This window comes from Gammaproteobacteria bacterium (genome assembly GCA_016705365.1).
In the GTDB taxonomy this organism is placed as follows: domain Bacteria; phylum Pseudomonadota; class Gammaproteobacteria; order Pseudomonadales; family UBA5518; genus UBA5518.
Window position 1 is genome coordinate 474,871 of the sequence record JADIYI010000009.1, and the last position, 22,945, is coordinate 497,815.

The following is a 22,945-nucleotide window of genomic DNA, read 5'->3' on the forward strand; positions in this document are numbered from 1 at the left end:
CATGCTGACGCGCATCATCCGCTGGTCGGTCGAGCACCCGGTAGTGGTCCTGAGCGGCGCTGCGATCCTGCTCGCACTCGGCATCTCGACCGTGTTCCAGGCACGCTATGACGTGTTTCCGGAATTCGTGCCACCACAGGCCAGTGTGCAGACCGAGGCACCGGGCCTGGTTCCGGAGCAGGTGGAGCAACTGATCACAAGGCCACTGGAGAATGCGCTGCAGGGCGCCAACGGGGTCAGCGGCGTGCGCTCCGAATCGATACAGGGGCTGTCGGTGATCACGGTGAGTTTCGCGGAAGGCAGCGATCCGTTTCGCGCCCGCCAGGTGGTGGCCGAGAGTCTGGCCGAAGCCGCCTCCGCGCTGCCCGCCGGAGTGGCACCACCGAAACTGTCACCGCTGACCTCATCGACCATGGACCTGCTCAAGATCGGCTTCCTGAGCGATACGCTGTCGCCGCTGGAGCTGCGCGACCTGGTGGAATGGACCGTGCGACCGCGGCTGCTGGCGGTGCCGGGGGTTGCGCGGGCCACGATCTTCGGTGGCAAGGTGCGGCGCATCGAGATCCGGTTGCGCCCGGTCGCGATGCTCGCCCGCAACGTGACCATGGACGAGGTCGGTGCCGCGGTGCGGGCCGCCGTCACGGTGCGCGGTGGCGGCTTTGTCGATACCGGTGCCCAGCGAGTGCTGATCGAGGCGCGCCAGGATGCGTACACCCCGGAGCAGATTGCCACCATCGGCATCGCGCCACAGGGCGGTGCACCGGTGCGGCTCGGCGATATCGCCGAGGTCCGCGAGTCCGGAGAGCCGCTCTTCGGTGACACGCTGATCATGGGCAAGCCGGGGGTGCTGATTGCGCTTTCCAGCCAGTACGGCGCCAATACGCTCGATACCACGCTGGCCGTGGAAGCAGCCCTCGACGAAATCTCGCCGGCGATCACGGGACGTGGCGTGAGCATCTATCCGGCATTGCACCGTCCGGCGAATTTCATCGAGACCGCCATCGGCGGAATCCGTATCGATCTCCTGCTCGGTGCGGCGCTGGTGGCGCTGGTATTGCTGGTGTTCGTACGCGACCTGCGCATCGCGCTGATCTCCTTCGTGTCGATCCCGCTGTCGCTGCTGGCCGCGCTGATCGTGCTCGACCGCAGCGGACAATCGATCAATACCATGACCCTCGGTGGGCTCGCGGTAGCGCTCGGCGTGGTTATCGACGACGCCATCATCGACGTGGAGAACATCTCGCGGCGCATGCGCCAGGCCGCAGCGGGGACCGCCGCCGAACTGCGCGAGGTCGTGATCGCCGCCAGCAGCGAAGTACGCAAGCCGATCCTGTCGGCAACCTCGATACTGGCGCTGACCATCGCGCCGGTGTTGCTGCTCCACGGCATCCAGGGTGCGTTCTTCACGCCACTCGCGCTGTCGTTTCTGTTGTCGATACTGGCATCGCTGGCCATCGCGATGACCGTGACGCCGGCGCTTGCCTCGCTGTTGCTGCGCCGTCACGCTCCGCATACCGAGCCGCGCTTTCTCGGCTGGCTCAAGCACCAGCACCGGCGCATGCTCGGCGCGATCCTTGCACATCCGCGCCAGGCATTGTTGTCGGTGATCCTCGCCGGGATCGCCAGCAGCGCCATCTTCGCCACCTTCGGCGCCGAACTGCTACCCGCATTCCGCGAACGTCATTACGTGCTGCAACTGAGCGGGCCGCCGGGCACTTCGCTCGCGGCGATGCAGCGTGTCGGTGCCTCGCTGATCGACTCGCTGCTGCATATCGAGGGCATCGCCAGCGCCGAGCAGCAGACCGGCCGCGCGGAACAGGGCGAAGACACCTGGCCACCTAACCGCAGCGAACTCCATGTCGAACTCGCGGCGGTGGACGGGACCGCCGAGGAACGCATCCTCGTGCAGATCCGCGAATTGCTCGATCGATACCCCGGCTACCAGACCGAGGCCCTGACCTTTCTCGGCGATCGAATCGGGGAATCGCTGTCGGGCGAGACCGCCGCGGTGGCAATCAGCATATTCGGGCCCGACCTGGATCAGCTGGACCGGGTTGCCGCCAGGTTGCAATCCGTGGTGCAGGCTTTTCCCGATGCGACCGATGTGCAGATCAAGGCCCAGCCCGGCGCGCCGCTGCTGCGCATCGCACTCGACCCCGTGCGGATGGCGCAGTACGGCGTCGGCACGACAATCGCCTACGACTCCATCGCCGCGGCTTTCGGCGGCGCCACCATCGCGCAGATCACCCACGGCGAGCGGATGATCAACGTCGCGGTCGGTCTCGACGGCGCGCAAGCTGTGCAACCGGAAAGCGCCGCGCAGTTGCTGATACGCGGCGAAGCGGGACGCATGCTGCGCCTGGGTGATATCGCAACCATCGACATGAGCCGCGGCCGCACCTCGGTACAACACGACGGCGGCAGGCGCCGCCAGGTGGTCACCGCGAATCCGGCCACTGCGGATGTGGCGGGGTTTGTCAGCGCCTTGAAGGCCCGTATCGCCGGGCAATTGCAGCTGCCGGCGGAGGTCTATCTCGAATTCGGCGGCACCGCGGAGGGCCAGTCCGCAGCCAGCCGCGAACTGCTGTTCAACAGCGGCATCGCCTTGATCTCGATCCTGGTCGTCCTGTCGCTGGCCTTCGGCGGCTGGCGCGCGGCGGCGCTGGTGCTGGCCGGCGCACCGTTCGCCGCGATCGGCGGCAGCGTGGCAGTGCTGCTCGGCGGCGGAGTAATCACGCTTGGCGCGCTGGTCGGATTCGTCACCCTGTTCGGCATCACCGCACGCAACGCGATCCTGCTGATCGCGCACACCGAGCAACTGGCATTCGCGGAAGGCTTCGGCTGGAACCGCGAGACCTCGTTGCGCGCCACCACGGAGCGCGTCACGCCGATCCTGATGACCGCCATCATTGCCGGCCTGGCACTGGCACCACTGGCGCTCGGCAGCGGCGAGGCCGGGCGCGAAGTCCAGGGGCCCATGGCACAGGTGATCGTGGGTGGACTGGTGTCTTCGACGCTGCTGAGCCTGCTGATACTGCCGGCACTCGTACTGGCCTGGTTACACCCTCATAATGATGATCGGCACGGCAGCGCAGGAGCGGTACTTGAAGGTATTGCTGATCGAGGATGACGCACAGACCGCGGGCTACGTCGCGCGCGGCCTGCGCGAACTGGGCCATGTGGTCGATGCACTCGGGGACGGGCGCGATGGCCTGGTGCAGGCACTGGAAAATCGTTACGACGTGCTGATCGTCGACCGCATGCTGCCGGGGCTCGACGGCCTGTCGGTGGTCAAGGCGATCCGTGCTGCCGGCTTGCAGGTACCGGTGCTGTTTCTCAGTGCCATGGGTACTGTCAACGACCGCGTGCAAGGCCTCGACAGCGGTGCCGACGATTACCTCGGCAAGCCGTTTTCCTTCATCGAGTTACGCGCCAGGCTGAACGCGCTGCTGCGCCGCGCACCGCTCAACGAACAACCGGCGCTGCTCGGCGTGGGCAATCTGTGGTTGAACCGGCTCGATCGCAGCGTGCGGCGCGGCACGCGGCTGGTGGATCTGCAGCCACGCGAGTTCAGCTTGCTGGAAATGCTGATGCTGCATGCCGGGCAGATCGTCACCCGCACCATGCTGCTGGAGAACGTCTGGGACATGCACTTCGATCCGCAAACCAATATCGTCGAATCCCATATCAGCCGCCTGCGCGCCAAGATTTCCGCACCCGACGAGGCGCAACTGATTCATACCGTACGCGGCGCCGGGTATATGATCCGTGGCGACTGAAACGCTGCGCCTGTCAACCGGCGCGCGCCTGTCCGCGATCTTCGCCGCGTTGCTGGTCGGCGCTTTCCTGATGGCCGGCACAATCACCTTTTTCGCTACCGCGCGTACCGTCGAAAACGCCATCCGCGAACGAATCGCGCTCGAAATGCAGGCCATGGAATTCGAGATCGGGGCCGAGGGCTTCGCTGGCCTGGTGGAGGCCATCCGTTCACGCGCCAATCAGCCCGGCGCGCTGGGCTATCGTCTGGAGAGCCACGACGGCTCGATCGAGATCGACAATCTGCGGCACTCCCGACCACAGCCCGGGTGGACCCGAGTCGAGGCCGGCGCTGACGGCGAGCAGCACGGAGCGCAAACCCTGCTGGTACTGTCGCGGCTACTGCCCGACGGCTCCCTGCTGTCGATCGCCGGCAATCTGCAACAGGCAGAAGCCGTGCGCCGCGCCGTGCTGCTGGCGCTCGGCTGGTCGGGTGCGCTGGCATTGCTGATCGGTCTCGGCGCCGCTGCATTCGTTACCCGCCGGGCGCTGGCGCGCATGGCAGCGGTAGCGGACGCGGTGCGCCGCTTTGCCGCGGGCGACCATGCGGTGCGGGCTGCGCATGCCGGCACGCGCGCGCCAGACGATATCGATGCAATCGCCGACGGTGTGAACAGCATGCTGGACAGCGTCGCCACGCTGGCGGCCAGCGTGCGCCGCGTCTCGGTCGCGGTGGCGCACGATCTGCGCACCCCGCTCTCGCATATGCGCCAGCAACTCGAGACGGTTGGCGACCCGGATGCATCTGGCGCCGAGCGGGAGGCCGCCGTGTCTGGCGCGCAAACAGCCATCGATGACGTCATGCGTACCTTCGATGCGATTCTCAGCCTGTCGGAAATCGAATCGGGCACGGCGCCGAACAGCTTCGAGACGCTGGACCTGGCCTTGCTCGCCGCAACCATCGCCAACGCCTATTCCGCGGATATCGAGGCCGGCGGGCGCCGCCTGTTCAGCTGCACGGCCACCCCGCTGAGGGTCCAGGGCAATCGCTATCTGCTGGCGCGCGCGATCGCCAACCTGCTGGAGAATGCGGCGCGTCACACGCCGACCGGCACGGATATCGGTATCGAGGTATTCGCACACGGTGCAACGGTGTGCCTGAGCGTCGCGGACAATGGTCCCGGAATACCGGAATCCGAGCGTGAGCGGGCACTGGAACCTTTCTACCGGCTGGATAGAAGTCGCGGCTCGACCGGCTCGGGACTCGGCCTCGCCATCGTCGCGGCGATCGCCAGGCAGCATCGCGCGACGCTGGTGCTGGACGATGCGCACCCGGGGCTGCGGGTCATGCTCGGCTTCGGCGCGAGGCCTTCCGTGACCAGCTGAGGCCCGCGGTACGGGGCGCTGCCCGCCGAATCCGTGAATTCCGATCCAGATCAAGGAATCCGCTGTCGAGCAACAGGTATATTGCTTTACCCGACCAATTTGGTCGGACTTGGTTTTGCCACGAGGAGTCCGCATGCAAACCGTCCACGCCTGCAACCACACTACCGCCGAAGCGCTCTATCCGTTCGATGCGCGCGGCGTTGCCAAGCGTTTCCGCCACGCGGCGATTTTCGGCGCGCTGGATGCGCTGACACCCGGGGAGACGATGCGTTTCTGCAATGACCACGATCCGCTGCCGCTGCTCGGCCAGTTGCAGCAACGCTATGGCGACAAGCTGTCCATCACCTACCGCCAGCGCGAACCGGGCGCCATCGTCATCGACTTCGCCAGGCTCTAAAGGATCGCCTTAACCCGGCGGCGGGAATTCGGGTCCGCCAAGCTTCGGAACGACACCAGCGGGTTCGCCGCTGGAGCGCCCGCATTTGGTGCCGCGGGTCAGCGGTGCGCGTTCAGCACACCTCGACCCGGGGAGCGCCGGCGCTCAGCACCCCGATTTCCGCTGCCTGGGCGAATCCCTGGGCACGGAAGATCCCCAGCACCTCCTGTTTCACCCCGGCGTCGCAGGCAACCAGCAGGCCGCCGCTGGTTTGCGCATCGCAAAGGAGTTCGCGCTGCCATGCGGCGACGCCCTCGCGCAGCCCGACATCGGCCCCGTAACTCGCCCAGTTGCGGCCGATGGCGCCGGGGCCGATGCCCTGTCGTGCAAAGTCCTCGGCCCCCGCCAGCAGCGGGACACGCGCCATCTCGATGCGGGCAGCAAGCCCTGAGCCACGGCAGATTTCCAGCAAATGTCCGAGCAGTCCGAAGCCGGTGACGTCGGTGAGGGCGTGCACGCCGGGCAGCCGGGCAAGCGCACTGCCCGGCGTATTGAGAGTCGTGGTGCTGTCCAGCAGCACCCGATAACCGTCGGGGCCGAGCAGCTTATTTTTCAGTGCGGCGGCGAGTACGCCAACCCCGAGACCCTTGCCCAGGATCAGCACGTCGCGCGCGCGCGCACCACAGTTGCGCTTGATATGGTCCGGGTGCACGAGACCAAGGGCAACCAGGCCGTAGATCGGTTCCGGGGTATCGATGGAGTGGCCGCCGGCCACCGGGATGCCGGCCGCCGCACACACATCGGCGCCGCCGTCGAGAATTCGCCCGATGACTTGCGGCGACAATTTATCGATCGGCATCCCGAGCAGCGCGAGCGCGAGGATCGGTGTGCCGCCCATCGCATAAACATCACTGATCGCATTGGTGGCGGCGATACGCCCAAAATCGTAGGGGTCATCGACGATTGGCATGAAAAAATCGGTTGTCGCGATGAGCGCCTGCTCGTCATTGAGCTTGTAGACCGCGGCGTCGTCGCTGGTTTCCGTACCGACGAGCAGCGCGGCGAACGGCCCGGCCCGCGGCGTGTTCCTCAGGATTTCGCCGAGCAGTTGCGGCGAGATCTTGCAGCCGCAACCGCCACCATGCGCGTAATCGGTCAGCTTGATCCCGCTCACCGCTGTTCCTGGCACTGGCGAGCGCGCGCGGGGCTCCCGGCGTATGCCGAGCCACGATCGCCCTGGGACTCGAGGCCTCGCGCGCCGATCAGCGGACTGTCCTCATGGGCCTCGGTGCGCTGTGCGAGCGTCGTGACGAGCAGGTAGAGGTAGGCGCTGAGCTCGAGGAGTTCCTCGAAGAACCGGTCCGGGCCCGGGAAGTGGATCACGCTCTTGTCCAGCAGCACGGCAAGCACCATCATCACCGCGCAGCCGCCTACGAGCAGCGCGACATCGGACGAAAGAAAGCTGCGGGTACGCCGCCAATCCGCGCCGAGGCAGCGCCCCAGCACGATCGCCGCGGCAAGCCACAGCGGCGGAGTCACGACGGGCTTGGCGATATGCAGTGCGGAACGAAGCGCCGAGTCCAGCGGCAGCAGCGACTGCAGGTCGGCTTCGCGGTAACAGATCGCCAGCGACAACAGGCAGAGTGCCGCGAACAGCCGCTGCTCGAATACCGACACCGCGTGGCGGCTACGCCATGCATGGGCAACGATGCCCAGGGCGAGGACAATCAGCTGCGCATTCTCCAACAGGCCGTTCTCCTGGTAGAACGCTTCGGAACCGCTGCTCACCAGCAACAGCACGCAGCAAAGATCGATCGCCAGTACCGTCATCAGCGCCAGCTGCAAGCGCACGCTCAGCATGACGGCGTTCCCGCGGGTAATCGTTGCCAGTACGCAATCTTGCGCGGCATGGTGCCTGATCCGTGCCTGATGGAACCGATTGGATGGTGCATCTCGTAAAGCCCTGAGGGTAACGGAAAGAAGGCTAGACCAGCATTCACGGCTCGAAATCAACCCGGGGGGACCACGGCAGCGCAGCAACGGCCTGCTACGTACTGCAATCGTCAATATTGCCGTAAATCACGGCTGCGATAAGGCCCGGTCGAACCGGTGCCGCGACGACCACGCGAGGGCGAACACCGACTACAGCGGGCGCGCAACTCAGCTCAACCAACGCAACAGTGTTGGATAACGATCCGGGAACAGCCGCGCGATCCACGCCAGGGTGCTGGATTTGTTGCCGGTGACAATCCGCCGCCTGCCCTTGCGCACGCCCTCGAGAATATCCGCCGCGCAATCCTCGGGCGGAGTGACCAGCAGCTTGTCGCCCATACCCTCGAAGCTGGATTCCTCCTGGCCGGCCCTCGCACACATGCGCCCCGCCGTGGCGATCGCGGTGCGGATTCCGCCGGGGTGCACGCATACCGCGCGCACGCCACTGTCTTCGAGTTCCGACCACAGGCACTCGGTCAGGCCACGCACCCCGAACTTGGAGATGTTGTAGGCGCTCTGCAGCGGGTAACCCACCAGGCCGAACACGCTCGAGATATTGACGATACAGCCCTCGCGTCGCGCCAGCATCTGTGGCAGGAAGGCCTTGCAGCCATAGAGCACACCCCACAGATTGATGCCGAGCTGCCACTCGATTTCCTCGATGCTCAGATGCTCGAAGGTACCGACCACGGTCACGCCCGCGTTGTTGAACAGGAATTGTGCCGCGCCGAAATCGCGCTCGACTTCCTCGGCATGCGCGAACACCGCCGCGCGCGAAGACACATCGAGCACATAGGCGCGCGCATCGTGATCGGCCGGCAACAATTGCATCGTTGCCTCCAGCGCCTGGGCATTGATATCCGACAGTGCCAGCCGCGCGCCCGCAGCCGCGAGCTGCCGTGCCAGGGCGCGGCCGATCCCCGAGCCTGCGCCGGTAACGACCGCGACTTTCTCCTTGTATATCGTCATGCTGATACGACCTCCGCCGGATATGATCTGCCCAAGCATGCAGGGTAGCCTGTATGCGTCCGATCCCATAGCCATGGCACGGGATGACAACAGTCCTGCTTCAAGGGACAGACGTTGCCCGATAAACCGGGGTATATTCCCCGGGCCGCGGCGCCAGGATCAGCGCCGACCCAACGGGAGTGATATCGATGAATCGCATGACTCCGTACCTGGTGCTGGTGCTGGGCGCACTGGGATACGCCACCAATACGTTTGCCGGCATCGTCCACGGCACCGTGAGCACCGCCGATGGCCGCGCCGTCTCCGGCGCGCTGCTCACGCTGTTCAACGAGGCGCGCAACCGCAAGGAAACCGTCTACAGCGCGCCGGATGGCAGTTATGTGCTCGCCACCGGGTTCAGCGGCAAGCTGCGGTTGCGCGCGCGCCTGCCCTATTTTGCCGACGTGAGCCAGGACATCGCGCTCGGCGTCGATACCAGCCTGCCGGTCGATTTCACGCTGAGCGAGATCGGCGATCCCCAGACCCTGTCCGATACGCTCACCGCTTCGGCCCATCTCACGAAACTGCAATGGCAGGATCCGGCGCTGCGCGCCACCTTCGTGAGCCAGTGCAACTACTGCCACCAGGTGGGCAACTCGCTGACCCGCACCCCGCGTGACGAGGATGCCTGGCGTAGCAGTGTCGAGCGCATGGAAAGCTATTTCGCGATGCTTACTCCATCCCAGAGCGCCGGCATCGTCAGCACGCTGGCACGCGATTTCACTCCCGATCCGGTTACGGCAGTGCAAACCTACGCGGTGGCTCCCGAACTGCACCACGCCAAGGTCCACGAATGGCTGGTCGGCGACGGCATGTCGTTCATCCACGATGCCGCGGTTAATCACGCCGATGACAATCTCTACGGCGCCGACGAAGGTCATGACGTGATCTGGTTCCTCGATCGCAAGACGGCCAAGGTCGAGACTTTCGCGCTGCCCGATATCGATCTGCCACGGGGTGGGGTGTTGTCGGGCATCCCGTTCCCGATCGGCGTGTTTACCGGCAAGCATGGCCCGCACAGTCTCGCCCAGACCTCCGACGGGCGTTTCTGGATCACCAATGCGCTGTCATCCTCGCTGGCCTCTTTCGATCCTGCAACCCGGAAGTTCAAGCTCTACGAACTCGGCCCTACCCATATTTACCCGCACACCGTGCGCGTCGATGCCAACGATATCGTCTGGTTCACCGTGGTGCTGTCAAACGAGGTGATCCGTTTCGATCCGCAAACCGAACAGTTCAGCGTGATCGATCTGCCGCACAACGGGTTCTGGCCGTGGCTGATCGATACCACGTTGCCGGCGGTGATCAAAATCGCGGCGTGGTTTCCCGGCAACAACCTGCACAACGTGCTGTCGCCGCACAAATGGGCCGGCAAGGATCACCGCGCGCTGTTCAACTTTCCCTACGGTATCGACGTCAATCCGCGCGACGGTTCGATCTGGTACGCCAAGCTGTACCTGAACCGGATCGGGCGCATCGACCCGCAAACGCACGAGGTGCAGGAGTTCGAGACGCCGATGAAGGGACCACGTCGCCCGCGCTTCGCGAAAGACGGCACGCTGTGGATTCCCGCATTCGACGACGGCGGCCTGATGGCCTTCGACACCGGCACGCACGAATTCCGCACCTGGAAACTGCCCACCCTGGCGCCCAACGAGTACGAGGTACCCTATGCGCTGAACGTGCATCCTCGAACCGGCGATATCTGGATCACCTCCAATATGTCGGACCGCAGCTTTCGCTTCGTGCCGGGGAGCGAAACCTTCATCACCTACCCCAGCCCGACCCGGGTGACCTGGCTGCGCGACTGGGAGTTCACCTCGGATGGCCAGGCCTGCTCGAGCTCCTCCAACCTGCCCTCCTATGCGATCGAGGACGGGGTGCCCTCGTTTATCTGCATCGACCCCGAGGGCGGCGCTGCCGACCGCGCCCTGCTGGGCCCGGAGACGCCAACTCGCGACCCCGGCTGAACCAGGATTTCGGCTGCCGCGGATTTCAGCCCGGCGAGATCCAGGACAGCGCCTGGCAGCCCCGGTGATCGCGCAATTCGAAGGGACGCGGGCTCAGCCGCCAAAGCGGCGCGGCAGCATCCGCAGCACGGTGTTGTCCTTCACGATGTAGTGATGATAGAGCGCCGCGACCGCGTGCAGTCCGACCAGGTAGTAGGCCCATTCGCCGACTTCCTTGTGCCAGTGCTCGATGGTCTCGGCCAGGTCGTGGTTCTTGGCGATCAGCGCCGGCAATTCCAGGCCGAAGAAGGGCACCGGCTTGCCCTCGCCGCTGAGGATCAGCCAGCCCGCGATCGGCATGCCGATCATGAAGACATAAAGTGCGAGATGCATGAGTTTGGCCAGCAGTTCCTGCCACCCTGCGGGCTGTGGCTGTATCAGCGGCGTCGGGCCGGAAAAGCGCGCCGCGATGCGCGCCGCCATCAGGATCAGCACCGAGATGCCGAGCATGAAATGCAGTGCCTTCATGAACGCACGCGCATCGCTGCCCTTGGGGAAATTCTCGTGCAGTTCCATGGCGAGATAGACCGCCACCAGCAACACCAGCATCAGCCAGTGCAGCGCGACTTGCAACGAACCGTAACGCGTAGCCGAGTTCTTCCACATGACCGGACTCCTCCCTGGGATGGTGGCGATATTATGCGGTCGGCCTTGTGCCTGGAGCCACCGCCGGCGGGTGCCATAAAGTCGGCTTTCGGATTAAGCGAAAGTTAAGCTGACTGTGCTGATCCCCGCGCAGCGATTGGTCCAATGGAAAGTATCCGGGAGGATTTGCTGACCCTACCGCGGGTTTCCCTGCCTCGCGGTTGCGTCCGGCTTGCGCGCATGGATGGTTTTCACCACGTCGAGGTAGACGTTGCGCACGCGCTCGATCAGAAAGCCCGCCGCCTCAACGTTGGCAACGGTGTCGCGGTTCATATCGGGACCGAAGTTGCGGGTGAGATATGTCATCCAGTCCATGACCTGCCTGAAGGGAAATACCTTGCTGCCCGTGTGCTCGAACATATGCAATTCCCGCCCGGCTTGAGCACGCGCAGCAATTGGCGCAAACCATCCACCGGGCGTGGCACCGAGCAGAAAGTGCAGGACGTGAACACCTGATCGAAGCGCTCATCGGCAAAATCCAGCTCCAGCACATCCTGGCGCTGCACGCTCATATGCCCGGGATAGGCCTGCGCACGCGGCTCCGCGCGCTTGAGCATTTCGGTCGAGATATCGATGCCGGTGATGTGCTGCCCGGGCGGAAACAAGGCGATGTCCAGACCTGTTCCCACTGCCAGGAACAGCACCTCTCCCTGCATGCGCGCGAACATCGCGCGCTTCACCGGACCCCAGCGCTTCTCCGAGCCAACGCCGTTCATCAGGTCGAAACTTTGGGCGGCGCGATCCCATTTTCTCGCGGTGGCCTCGTCCATGTTCAGGCCTCCCGCGTCATTCGCGCATTGGCAATGTAGGTGAGAAGAAGGACCCCGAGGCCGATCAGCGCACCCAACCAGGCGCCATCGAGCGGCGACATCGCATGATGGTGCGCAAGCGCGCACACCGTCATGTTCGCCGTCATGCCGCCGATCATGGTCGGCACCATCACCTCGTGCGTGCCCAGCCAGCGCAACAACAGCGTGAGCGCAAGCAGCATCGTCACCGCCATCGCACCGGCCATCGACACCACCATGCCCAGCCAGAAGCCGAGCGCATGCGGCATCCATGCAACTGCGGCCCAGCCGGAGAAGGCACCTACCAGCGCATTGCCAAGACAATCGCCGAGCACGAAGTAAAGCCTGGCCTCCATCGACAAATCCTCGCACTCTGTTGCCTGCGCGCAATCACGCTGAGCGCGCGATGGCATATCGCGTCGCGATCCTGCCCGACCGGCTGGCAGTGATCGGGTCGAAAACGTTGCGCGACCGATGTTAGGGGCGCGTCGGAGATCGCGTCAATGCGCTGTGCGCTGCGGGCGGCGCTGACCTGCTCCGCCGCAGACGCTGCATTCGCCCAGGTGGCCGAGCCGTGCCGCTACTCTCCATGCTCCGGTCAGGCCGCGCGATGATGCACAATGACGCGGCACCCGGATGAGTTCCATCCCCCGGCACCAGGCCATGAGCAGGGAATGATCGACGATGAACGACCGCCAGCCGCGCAACCCCCTGCATGGAATCACGCTCGAGCAGATTGTCAGTGCCCTCGTCGATCATTACGGCTGGGATGCCCTCGCCGGGAAGATAAATCTCAATTGCTTCAGGAATGATCCCTCGGTCAGATCAAGCCTGAAGTTCCTGCGCAAAACGCCCTGGGCCAGGGAGAAAGTGGAACAGCTGTATATCTCCACGTTTCTGCGCCGCAACCGGCCCCGGGGAGCAGAATGAAACACCGGGTGTGAAGTGAGCGCTTTTCGGGAACGGGGCGGCGCCATCGCTCTGCGTTGCATTTCGGAGGCGGCGCCGCCAAACGGGATCGACTAATATCGCAGGCATCTGTCCCCTTGCTTCGAGCAAACCATGAGCTTCAACCTCGACAACTACCAGCCGACCGACATCGACAATACCGAGGCGCTGGTACAGTGGCTGCGCGAAACGCGCATCGACGAGATCGAGTGCCTGCTGCCGGACGTGAACGGGATGATGCGCGGCAAGATCGTGCCCTGCGCGGATTTCATCCAGAGCCTCGATACCGACGGTTTGCGCGTACCGGAAACGGTGCTCATACAGTCGGTCACCGGCGAGAGCGAGTACTACACCAAGGTCGCGGCCGAGATCGATCTCGACATCTACGTGATACCCGACGTGCGCACTGCGCGGATCGTGCCGTGGACCGCCTTTCCAACCGCGCAGATCATCTGCGACGCGCGCAACAAGCAGGGCGAGATGGTGCCGTTCGCACCGCGCACGGTGCTCAAGCGGGTGCTGGCGGCCTATGCCGAGCGCGGACTCAAACCCATCGTCGCGCCGGAAAAGGAATTTTACCTGGTCGAGAAGAATATCGATCCCGACATCCCCCTGTCGGTGCCGGTGGGCATGTCCGGGCGTCGTGAAGCGGGACGCCAGGCCTATGGCATCGAGGCCGCCAACGAATACGATGCGGTGGTCAACCAGATCTACGATTACTGCGAGGCCTGCTCGATCAGCATCGGCACCATGGCGCACGAAGCCGGTCCCGCGCAACTCGAGATCAACTTCAAGCACGGCGATCCGCTGGCGCTCGCCGACCAGGTGTTCCTGTTCAAGCGCCTGGTGCGCAAGGCCGCGTTGAATCACGGCATGTACGCGACTTTCATGGCGATGCCGCATGCCTCCGAACCCGGTTCGGCGATGCATATCCACCAGTCGGTGCTCGATGTGAAGACCGGCGAGAACATCTTCTCGTTGCCCGACGGCAGCGACTCGCCGGCACTGATGCACTACATCGCCGGCCTGCAACGCTATGTGGAGCCGGCCACCGCGCTGTTCTGCCCCAACGTCAACTCGTTCCGCCGCATGCGCCTCGAGAGCGACGCCCCGATCAACCTGCATTGGGGCCGCGACAACCGCACCTGCGGTCTGCGGGTGCCGGATTCGGGGCGCGCCGCGCGGCGGGTCGAGAACCGCATCGGCGGCGCCGACGCAAACCCGTATATCGCGATTGCCGCCACGCTGGCATGTGGTCTGCTCGGGCTCGACCAGAAACTCGAACCCGGCCCGCTGACCGTGGGCGATGCGCACGAACTCGAATTCACGCTGCCGCGGCACCTTCCCGAGGCACTCGAGCAGCTCGACGCCTGCAAGGAACTGCGCGCGGCGCTGGGCGAATCGTTCATCGATGCCTTCGTCGAAGTGAAGACCCTCGAGATGAACAAGTACAACCGGGTGGTGAGCTCCTGGGAGCGCAATTTCCTGTTGCTGAGTATCTGAGGCGCGTTCAATCGCGCCATCAAAGGCCGCATCTTGGGCAATAGCTCTGCATCGGCGGATATCGACACCTGCGGTCTGGTCGGCGGCCTCGTGGCCCATGTCTGGTGGGACTATCGGTACTCTACCGGGGCGCGCTCGGCCCGGTTTCCGCGATCGACATCATCGCCCATCGCGCGTTGTGGGCGGTACCGTTCTGCGCCCTGCTGCTGCTCGCGGTGTGCTGGTTCAGCGAGCCGGTCACGATCAGCCGGGCATGGACTTTTGCACTGGTGTGGAGCGGGCTTGCGCTGTATCTTGGCCACCTGCTGCATCGGCGCCGACGCTGGAATCCGCCGCTTTTGATGCGCTTGTATTGAAACCCCCGTGCGCTTGGCCAGTTCGCAACCAGACGAGTACTCCCATGTTTCCAGAGCACCGTTTCCGCTTGTTCAATCACCGTAAACACCTGGCATCGGCGGGCATGCTGTGCACGCTGCTGATCCAGGCACCACAACTCCTGGCCGCGGATAGCAGCGCCGAGCTGGCCAAAAAGCTGAGCAATCCGATCGCCTCGCTGATCAGCGTGCCAATGCAGGGAAACTACGACCAGGACCTCGGCCCCTTCAATGACGGCGAACGCTATCTGCTCAACGTGCAACCCGTCATTCCCTTTTCGATCAGCTCCGATTGGAACATGATCTCGCGCACCATCATACCGCTGGTGAAGCAGGACGATATGGTGCCCGGCTCCAGCCAGGAGGGCTTTGGCGACGTGGTGCAGAGCCTGTTCTTTTCACCGAAGGCGCCAACCGCCGACGGCTGGATCTGGGGCGTCGGGCCGGTGTTCCTGCTGCGCACCGCCAGCGACAAGTACCTGGGTTCCGAAAAATGGGGTGCCGGCCCGACCGCGGTGCTGCTCAAGCAAAGCAATGGCTGGACCTTTGGCGCGCTGGCCAACCACATCAACTCCTACGATGGCGACGACGATCGCAGCGATGTGAATGCCACGTTCCTGCAGCCGTTCCTGTCGTTCACCACGGCGCGCTTCACGACCTGGTCGCTCAACACCGAATCGACCTACGACTGGGAAGCCGAGAAATGGAATATCCCGGTCAATTTCACGGTCGCACAACTGTTCAAGGTCGGCGCCCGGCCCATGCAGTTGCAACTCGGTGTGCGCCGCTGGCTCGAAAGCCCGCAACACGGCGCCGAGGGCTGGGGCGCACGCTTGACATACACCCTGCTGTTTCCGAAATAGGTCGGTGAACAGCTCCCGATCCGGCGTGAACCGCAGGACACAACGCGCGCCCCGACGTCTCGATTCCACCGGCATCAGCAACGGGGTTGCGCATATCGCCGCGCTGCACCCGGTATTCCACGCCCAGGTCGAGCGCCATGGCATGCCGCCCCTGTGGGGCCGCACGCCGGGTTTCGAAACGCTGCTGCGCATCATCCTCGAGCAGCAGGTTTCGCTGGCCTCGGCCAATGCGTTGCGCCGCCGCCTGCTCGAAGCGCTGGGGTCGTTATCGGCGCAGACCATTGCGGCCGCCGGCGAAGAGGCGCTGCGCGGGCGCGGCGTGACCCGCCAGAAGGCGGGCTATTGCGTCGGCCTGGCGCGGGCAGTACTCGAGGGGCAGGTCGATCTTGCGGCGATAGCGCGTGCCAGCGATGACGAAGCACGCGCGATGCTGGTCGGTATCCGTGGCATCGGCCCGTGGAGCGCCGAGATCTACCAGTTGATGGCCCTGCGTCGTCCCGATATCTGGCCGACCGGCGACCTGGCACTGCTGATCGCGTTGCAGGAATTGCACGGTCTCGGCGAGCGCCCCGACAACACGCACGCCGCCGAGCTCACCGCACCCTGGGCACCATACCGCTCGGTGGGTGCACGGCTGTTATGGCAGGCCTACCTCAATCGCGGCACGCGCTGAGCATCAGCCGTGCGCGGCGGCATCGGCTGAACCGCGCTCATGAATCCGGTGCGGCGGCTGCGACCACGCGCCGGAAGCAATCGTCGGCCGAGTCCTGCCCGATGGCTGGATCGAGCGAGCGAATCGCGGCGTAGTGCCGCGCGATGTCCTCGGCGCCGATCTGCGCGAAACCGGGTATCTGCAGGCCCTCGCCCTCGACCCAGCGCGCGGCGCGAAACACCCCGCCTCCGGCGATCACGGTATCGCCGCTCGCGGAGCAGTCCCGGTGCGCGAACCAGAGTGCAAGCGCCGCGGGCCAGGCGGTGCTGAAGCGCCCGTCGGATTGCCCCGGCATATAACCCGCTGTCATCGGAGTGTCGGCAAACGGCGCGATCGCGTTGACCCGGAAATCGTAGCCGCTTTCCTCGAGACGGATGCTCTGCATGAATGCGAGCAGTGCCGCTTTCGAGGCGCTGTAGGCACTCTGTCCGCGATTGCCATAGAGCCCGGCCGCCGATGTCGAAAACACCATGCGTCCGTAACCACGCTCACGCATATGCGGCAACACGGCACGCGTCAGTGCCACCGGCGCGAGGAAATTGATGCGCATCAGCGCGGCGAAATCCGTCGCGCTCATGCGGGTGAAAAAGCCGCTCCGGGCAATACCCGCATTGTGGATCACGATATCGACACGTCCCCATGCCGCCAGCGCCTGCCTCAGCATCTCCTGCGGCGCGTCCTCGTCCTCGACGCTGGCGTAATTGGCGACCGCCGCACCACCGCCGGCAACGATTGCCGCGACCGTGGAGTCGGCGGAGCGTACCGGATCGCCCGCGTGGGCGCGATTGTTCACCAGGACCCGGGCACCACGCGCGGCGAGCTGCAACGCGTATTCCCGCCCCAGCCCCTTGCCGGCGCCGGTGACGATCGCAACCTGTTCGTCGAAGCGCAGCTTCATCGGTGTTCGCACGCGAGGCGGTATTCCCGTTCCAGCTGATCGACCACTTCGGCCATCGGGCAGATTCGATCGACGGATCCCACTCCCTGCCCCGCCGACCAGATATCGCGCCAGCGCTTGAGATCCTGGCGCGAGAAATCGATTTCCCCTTCGGGCAGCTTGTCGGGATCCATGCCGTAATTGATGATCGACTGGCGCAGCCAGTTGGCTTTCACCCCGGTGAAGGAGGCCGAGCACACGACATCCTCGCTGCCCGAGGCGACCACCATCTGTTTCTGCTCCTCGGCGACCAGGCTCTCGCGCGTGGCGAGAAAACGGGTTCCGAGATACGCGAAATCGGCCCCGAGGATTTCCGCGGCGCGGATCGCGCGGCCACTGCCGATACCGCCACCGAGCACCAGCGGCCCGGCGAAGAAACGCCGCACCTCCTCGACGAACGCAAAGCCCGCGATCGGCCCGGTGTGACCACCAGCGCCGGCCGCGACCAGCACCAGTCCGTCCACCCCGGCATCGAGCGCCTTGCGCGCAAAACGCAGCGAGATCACATCGGCCAGCACGATGCCGCCATAGCCGTGAATCCGGTCGACCACCTCGCGCGGGCTGCCGAGCGCAGTGATCACGATCGACGGTTTGTATCTGAGCACCGCGGCAATATCCTGCTCGCGGCGCGGATAGCTCGGGTGCACGATCACGTTGACCGCGTACGGCGCACACCCTCCGCGCACCCCGGTGCTGGCATCGATCTCGGCGAACCAGCTCTCGAGATCCGCGTCGCTGCGCACGTTCTGGGTCGGAAAACTGCCGATGATCCCGGCGCGGCAGGCCGCGATCACCATTGCCGGCCCGGTCGCCAGGAACATCGGTGCCTGTATCACCGGCAACCTCAGTTGCGTCTTGATGTCATTCAGCACGCAGAACTCCTCGTCGGGGGTTTAACAGATCTCCGGTGGAAAAATTCACTTCCCGACCGGCCTCTTCGACTGCACGATCCGGAACCGGTTGCTCACGAACGCGAGGTCGGTCAGGCAGGCGGTTCCCGCCGGGGTCATGCCGGTCACGTGAAAATCGCTGTAGGCCGCGGCAAAGTTTATCGGCATGCGATGCAGGTTGCAGGCCACCGAGGCGCCGGCGATCTGAAAGGCATCGACCGCACGCGCCAGGAACACCTCGTCGATCGAGTACACATGCGTGGTGATCGCACCGCGCTCGCGCACCAGTTGCGTCGCATCGGCGAGCGCGGCGTCACGGTCGGCGGCGCGGATCAGGAACGAAACCGGGCCGAAGCGCTCTTCACCATACAGCTCATGGGCACCGCAATCGATCTCGATCATCAGCGGCGTGGCAGTTCGTGCCCGGGGGAAATCGGGGTGGGCATAGGGGGCGGAGTCGCGCCGGATGCGGCCCGTTCGCCGGCCGGCCTCGCGCATCGCGGCAAGCGTGTCGGCCACGGCGTCGTTCACCAGCGCTCCGCACAGGAACGCGGCGTTGGCGGGATCCGCGATATGGTTGTCGACTGCCTCGTGCAGCGCCGTGCAGATTTCGTCGAAGGACGCGCTCGATTCGCCGACCCGCACGCCCCCGGCAGGGATATAGATATTCTGCACACTGGTGCACATCTGCGCGGACGCCTGGCAGAGAGAGTGCGCAATGGCCTTCGCGGTCGCAGCGAGATCTGCGGTCGATTCGAGCAGCACCGAGTTGCAGCCGGCGGTTTCGGTGTAGACCTGGGCGTGGCGGCAGTTCTGCTCGATCCATTTGCCAAAGCGTGCCGAGCCGGTGAAGTCGATGATCGCGGTATCCGGATGGCGCAACAGTTCCAGCGTCGATTGGGCCGCAGGATCGTCCGCGACCATGCTCAGCAGATTCGGATCGTAGCCGGCCTCGGCCAGCAATTCGCGCCCGCTCCTGACCAGCAACGCAACCGGCAGAATCGCGTTCGGGTGCGGCTTCAGTACCACCGGATTGCCCGTCGCCAGGTTGGCCATCAGCGCCGGGTATCCGTTCCACTGCGGAAACGTGGCACAGCTCACCACCACGGCGGTGCCGCGCGGCATGATCCGGTAATGCTTCTCGAGGCCTGCCGTTTCGGGTCCGCCGAACCCGCGTTCCCAGTGCGCAGTCTCCGGCACATCGGCCATCGCCTTCCAGGCATACGCGAGCGCTTCCAAGCCGCGATCGAGGGCATTCGCGCCACATCCCGCGAACGCCATGATGTAGCTCTGCCCGGCAGTGTGCATCGTCGCATGGGCATTCACGAACAGTGCCAGCGGATCGCCCCAGCGGCTCAGCATCTCGAGGCAGATACCCACGCGCTCGCGCACCCCGGCATCACGCCACCCGGGCAGCGCCGCGCGCGCTGCCGCGAACACCGCATCGATGTCAGGCAGCGGGTAGCTGATGCCAAGCGACTCGCGCGTGAACGGCGAGACCTCGGCTCCGACCCAGCCCCGCTGCCCCGCCATCGGCAGCTCGAAACGCGACCCCAGCAGCGCATCGAAGTGTTGCCGGCCGAGCGCCGGAAGCTCCGCACCATGAATCCGCGAACTCGGCGATTCCGGATACGCCGTCCATGAATAGCGCCGGGCGCAGGCGTCCAGCGCCTTGTCGAGCACCGCCACATGCTTCTCGAACCAGTTGCTCATCGTCTTCCCTGCTCCCGGGAGCGTTGCGATGGATCGATTCTACCGGCCTTCCTTTACAGACCGATAGCGGTTGCCCGTGTTCGACGTGGCGTCCTGAAAGTAATTCGTGACAGTAAACTCTTTGTCGCAGACAAAGAGTTTACTGTCACGAATTACTGTCACGAATTACTGTTGCCGCGAAATGTCCGAATCGCCTTAAATTGCATTAATGAACGCACCTGAATAGACTGGATTCGCCCCTCACCGCAGCACAGGGATTAGCGATGAATGCTCGCCTGCTCGATCCAGACGCCCCGTTTGGCGATGCCCACGGCCCCATGCTCTGCGGCAGCTTTGCTCCGATATTCGAGGAGCAGGTGCTGGATGCACTGCCCGTCGAAGGACAGATTCCGGCAGATCTGAACGGCGTCTACCTGCGCAACGGCCCCAACCCGCGTTTCGAGCCAAACGGCAATTACCACCCCTTCGACGGCGACGGCATGCTGCACGCCGCGCACTTCGACCGCGGCCGCGTGACCTACCGCAACAAGTGGGTGCGCACCGATGCCTGGCTCGAGGAGGAGCGCACCGGCGGCTCGCCGTTCTGGGGCATCATGAGTACCCTGAAGGGGCGCCGCGATCTGCGGCTCAAGGACAGCGCCAATACCGATGTGATTGCCCACGCCGGCCACGCGGTGGCGTCGTGGTACATGGCGGGCGAGGCCTACCATGTCGATCCGGTCACGCTCGAAACGCTGGGCAAGGCGGATTATGTGAAAGGGCTGGGCAATGGTTTCTCGGCCCACCCCAAGGTCGACGAGCACAGCGGCGAGATGATGTTCTTCGATTACTGGCACGAGCAGCCCTTCATGAGCCACGGCGTGGTGAATGCCGAGGGCAGGCTGACCCACCACGAGCCCATCGAATTGCCCGGCGCACGCCTGCCCCATGACATGGCGATCACCGAACACTACTCGATCCTGCACGATCTGCCGCTGTTCCACGACGACGAGGCCTACCGTGCCGGGCGCCACAAGCTGTGCTTTCACAGCGAGCTGCCGACACGTTTCGGGGTACTCCCGCGCTACGGCGCCGGCAGCGAAATCCGCTGGTTCGAATTCTCGCCCTGCTTCCTGTACCACACGGTCAATGCGTGGGAGGAAGGCGACGAGATCGTGATGGTCGCGTGCCGCTTTCTGCCGGCCGAGACCCGTAACGGGCGCATCGACGAGGCACGCACCGCGCACATGATCGCCACGCTGATGATGGATGCGCGCCTGTGGCGCTACCGCATCAACCTCAGGACCGGCGCCACTCGCGAGGAATGCCTGGACCCGGAGCACAATATCGAATTCCCGACCATGAACAGCCGCATGACCGGGCGCCGCACGCAATGGGGCTACCTGGTCGACCATGATCCGAACATCCTGCGCTGGACCGGGATCCGCAAGTACAACACCGACAGCGGGACCTGCGTGGCCGCCTGGAGCGATGGACACGATCACTGCTGGTACAGCGAACCGTGGTTTGCGCCGGCCGACAACGCCCGCTCCGAGGACCATGGCTACGTGGTGAGTTTCGTGTGGAACGACCGCGAACGCAGCCAGCAATTGCAGATCTTCGATGCGCTCGATATCGGCAAGGGGCCGGTCGCGCGGGTACGGATGCCGCAGCGTATTCCGGCGGGATTTCATGCCTGCTGGGTAAAGCCGGAGCAGATCGCCGTGCGCTGAGCCGGCGCCGCACCGGACGCGTTTCAGCCATCCACTCCCACCACGAAACTCACCACCGTCGCGCACGAACCACCGATGTTCAGGGTTGCGAAACGAGTTGCGCCCTCGACTTGCATCGCGCCCGCCTGCCCGCTGACCTGGCGCGCGGCATCGAACAGCATGCGCGCACCGGTCGCGCCCACCGGATGACCGCAGCCGATCAGTCCACCGCCGGGGTTGATCGGCAGCTTGCCGCCCATTTCGATCAAACCGCTCTCCACCGCCTGCCACGACTGCCCCGGTGCCGTGATGCCGAAGTGATCGATCGCCATGTACTCGGTAACCGTGAAGCAGTCGTGCGTCTCGATGCCATCGAGAGCTTCGACACCCGCGATCCCGGCCCGCCTGAACGCGTCCCGGATCGTGTCATGCACATGCGGGAATACCAGTTCCTGGTCCCTGCTGCGCTCGATCTTGTCACGGTAACGCAAGCCCGCATTGTGGTGCCCCCAGCCCTGGATGCGCGGTAACTGCGCGAGCCGTCCGCCACGCGCGCGAACATGCGCCGCGGCAAATTCACCGCTGGCCAGCACCACCGCGCAGGCTCCATCGGTGATCTGTCCGCAATCCTGGCGGCGCACGCCGGGTTCGATCACCGGATTGGCCCGATCGTCATCGCTGAAGCTGTTGTCCCTGAATTCCCAACTGCGCGTCTGCGACAGCGGATTGCGCCTGGCATTGCCGTAGTTGATCGCGGAAATCCGGTTCAGGTGCTTTCGATCGAGACCGTAACGCCGTTCGTATTCCCCGGCCAGCAGGCCAAACACCGCCGGCCACATGAAGGTGCAGTCGATACCCTCGCGCCCCTGCCAAGCGGCGGCGTTCTGGTTCCGCGAGGCCACGTTGCCGGGCAGGTTGCGGAATTCCTCGGCACCCAGCACCAGCACGCAGCCGTAGCGTCCGGCCTCGATCCGGGCCATCGCCGTGAGCACTGCCAGCGAGGACGAGGCGCAGGCACCTTCGTGGCGCATCGCGGGCACTCCCCAGAGCTCGGGCACCACCTGTGCCACCATCGCCCCGAGGTGACCCTGCTGGCGCTGCGCCTCGCCGAATGCATTGCCCACGTGGATCGAGCCGATCGCCCCGGCATCGAGCGCGCAATTCTCCAGTGCGCCGAGCGTGGCCTCGCGGATCATGTCGGAGATATCGAGCCCCTCGCGTGACCAGGCGCGGGCGAAATCCGTCTGGTAGCCGCCGAGGATATATACGGGTGTGGTACTCATTTCCTGCTACTCCAAAACTTTTCCGGCCAACAATCCAGGCATCGAGGGGAAATGAATCTGCCACGCTCGGT

General features: G+C 64.8%; 22 protein-coding genes. 11 read left to right on the forward strand and 11 right to left on the reverse strand.

All coding sequences use genetic code 11. From position 1 onward, the window contains the following. Position 1: 1 nt before the first annotated feature. The 4 genes from IPF49_20250 (at position 2) to IPF49_20265 (ending at position 5,539) form a co-directional block, all read left to right on the forward strand. A complete protein-coding gene (locus tag IPF49_20250; protein ID MBK6289923.1) occupies positions 2-3,130 on the forward strand; it encodes an efflux RND transporter permease subunit in 3,129 nt (1,042 codons plus the stop codon). Then, complete coding sequence (locus IPF49_20255) at positions 3,105-3,779, forward strand: response regulator transcription factor (GenBank protein ID MBK6289924.1); 675 nt, start codon at positions 3,105-3,107, stop codon at positions 3,777-3,779. Before IPF49_20250 ends, IPF49_20255 begins: the two co-directional genes overlap by 26 nt. Beyond that, positions 3,769-5,142: a HAMP domain-containing histidine kinase gene (locus IPF49_20260; protein ID MBK6289925.1), complete on the forward strand. Its 1,374-nt coding sequence runs from the start codon at positions 3,769-3,771 to the stop codon at positions 5,140-5,142. The genes IPF49_20255 and IPF49_20260 overlap by 11 nt, the downstream gene beginning before the upstream one ends. A 133-nt stretch (positions 5,143-5,275) precedes the next feature. Beyond that, on the forward strand, positions 5,276-5,539 hold the full coding sequence (locus tag IPF49_20265) for a DUF2249 domain-containing protein (GenBank protein ID MBK6289926.1): 264 nt from the start codon (positions 5,276-5,278) through the stop codon (positions 5,537-5,539). Positions 5,540-5,651: 112 nt separating this feature from the next. Here IPF49_20265 and selD read toward each other — a convergent pair whose 3' ends face one another. The 3 genes from selD to IPF49_20280 form a co-directional block, all read right to left on the reverse strand. Next, the gene (selD, locus tag IPF49_20270) at positions 5,652-6,692 is read right to left on the reverse strand and encodes a selenide, water dikinase SelD (protein MBK6289927.1); all 1,041 of its coding nucleotides are present in this window, start codon (positions 6,690-6,692) and stop codon (positions 5,652-5,654) included. Continuing rightward, positions 6,689-7,378 (reverse strand): hypothetical protein, encoded by a 690-nt coding sequence (locus IPF49_20275; protein ID MBK6289928.1) that lies wholly within the window; start codon positions 7,376-7,378, stop codon positions 6,689-6,691. Before IPF49_20275 ends, selD begins: the two co-directional genes overlap by 4 nt. Positions 7,379-7,678: 300 nt before the next feature. Next, on the reverse strand, positions 7,679-8,479 hold the full coding sequence (locus tag IPF49_20280; GenBank protein ID MBK6289929.1) for an SDR family NAD(P)-dependent oxidoreductase: 801 nt from the start codon (positions 8,477-8,479) through the stop codon (positions 7,679-7,681). Between the two features lie 188 nt (positions 8,480-8,667). Here IPF49_20280 and IPF49_20285 point away from each other — a divergent pair, with 188 nt between their 5' ends. Next, a complete protein-coding gene (locus tag IPF49_20285; GenBank protein ID MBK6289930.1) occupies positions 8,668-10,488 on the forward strand; it encodes a carboxypeptidase regulatory-like domain-containing protein in 1,821 nt (606 codons plus the stop codon). Between the two features lie 93 nt (positions 10,489-10,581). Here the strand turns inward: IPF49_20285 and IPF49_20290 are convergent, their stop codons facing one another. The 4 genes from IPF49_20290 to IPF49_20305 form a co-directional block, all read right to left on the reverse strand. Continuing rightward, positions 10,582-11,133, reverse strand: a complete 552-nt coding sequence (locus IPF49_20290; protein ID MBK6289931.1) for a cytochrome b — start codon at positions 11,131-11,133, stop codon at positions 10,582-10,584. Positions 11,134-11,307: 174 nt separating this feature from the next. Continuing rightward, positions 11,308-11,478 carry a hypothetical protein gene (locus IPF49_20295; protein MBK6289932.1) on the reverse strand — a complete coding sequence of 57 codons (171 nt, stop codon included), beginning with the start codon at positions 11,476-11,478 and terminating at the stop codon, positions 11,308-11,310. Further along, positions 11,475-11,942: a class I SAM-dependent methyltransferase gene (locus IPF49_20300; protein MBK6289933.1), complete on the reverse strand. Its 468-nt coding sequence runs from the start codon at positions 11,940-11,942 to the stop codon at positions 11,475-11,477. The genes IPF49_20295 and IPF49_20300 overlap by 4 nt, the downstream gene beginning before the upstream one ends. A 2-nt stretch (positions 11,943-11,944) precedes the next feature. Further along, positions 11,945-12,316, reverse strand: coding sequence for a hypothetical protein (locus tag IPF49_20305; protein ID MBK6289934.1), 372 nt, complete (start codon positions 12,314-12,316; stop codon positions 11,945-11,947). 328 nt (positions 12,317-12,644) lie between these two features. On the opposite strand from IPF49_20305, the gene IPF49_20310 reads away from it, so the two are divergent. The 5 genes from IPF49_20310 (at position 12,645) to IPF49_20330 (ending at position 16,321) form a co-directional block, all read left to right on the forward strand. Next, positions 12,645-12,890, forward strand: coding sequence for a DUF2132 domain-containing protein (locus IPF49_20310; protein ID MBK6289935.1), 246 nt, complete (start codon positions 12,645-12,647; stop codon positions 12,888-12,890). A gap of 132 nt (positions 12,891-13,022) precedes the next feature. After that, the gene (locus IPF49_20315) at positions 13,023-14,411 is read left to right on the forward strand and encodes a glutamine synthetase (protein ID MBK6289936.1); all 1,389 of its coding nucleotides are present in this window, start codon (positions 13,023-13,025) and stop codon (positions 14,409-14,411) included. 104 nt (positions 14,412-14,515) lie between these two features. Further along, the gene (locus IPF49_20320) at positions 14,516-14,767 is read left to right on the forward strand and encodes a hypothetical protein (protein ID MBK6289937.1); all 252 of its coding nucleotides are present in this window, start codon (positions 14,516-14,518) and stop codon (positions 14,765-14,767) included. A gap of 104 nt (positions 14,768-14,871) precedes the next feature. After that, complete coding sequence (locus IPF49_20325; protein MBK6289938.1) at positions 14,872-15,648, forward strand: transporter; 777 nt, start codon at positions 14,872-14,874, stop codon at positions 15,646-15,648. 4 nt (positions 15,649-15,652) lie between these two features. Then, the gene (locus IPF49_20330; GenBank protein MBK6289939.1) at positions 15,653-16,321 is read left to right on the forward strand and encodes a DNA-3-methyladenine glycosylase 2 family protein; all 669 of its coding nucleotides are present in this window, start codon (positions 15,653-15,655) and stop codon (positions 16,319-16,321) included. Between the two features lie 37 nt (positions 16,322-16,358). On the opposite strand, the gene IPF49_20335 is transcribed toward IPF49_20330, so the two are convergent. From IPF49_20335 to paaN, 3 genes are all read right to left on the reverse strand, one after another. Then, positions 16,359-17,270, reverse strand: coding sequence for an SDR family NAD(P)-dependent oxidoreductase (locus IPF49_20335; GenBank protein MBK6289940.1), 912 nt, complete (start codon positions 17,268-17,270; stop codon positions 16,359-16,361). Continuing rightward, positions 17,255-18,118: a nitronate monooxygenase gene (locus IPF49_20340; GenBank protein ID MBK6289941.1), complete on the reverse strand. Its 864-nt coding sequence runs from the start codon at positions 18,116-18,118 to the stop codon at positions 17,255-17,257. Before IPF49_20340 ends, IPF49_20335 begins: the two co-directional genes overlap by 16 nt. A gap of 96 nt (positions 18,119-18,214) precedes the next feature. Further along, positions 18,215-19,900: a phenylacetic acid degradation protein PaaN gene (paaN, locus tag IPF49_20345; GenBank protein MBK6289942.1), complete on the reverse strand. Its 1,686-nt coding sequence runs from the start codon at positions 19,898-19,900 to the stop codon at positions 18,215-18,217. A gap of 263 nt (positions 19,901-20,163) precedes the next feature. Between paaN and IPF49_20350 the strand changes: the two genes are divergently transcribed. Beyond that, positions 20,164-21,612, forward strand: coding sequence for a carotenoid oxygenase family protein (locus tag IPF49_20350; GenBank protein ID MBK6289943.1), 1,449 nt, complete (start codon positions 20,164-20,166; stop codon positions 21,610-21,612). Between the two features lie 23 nt (positions 21,613-21,635). Here the strand turns inward: IPF49_20350 and IPF49_20355 are convergent, their stop codons facing one another. Continuing rightward, a complete protein-coding gene (locus IPF49_20355) occupies positions 21,636-22,874 on the reverse strand; it encodes a thiolase domain-containing protein (protein MBK6289944.1) in 1,239 nt (412 codons plus the stop codon). Positions 22,875-22,945 lie beyond the last annotated feature (71 nt).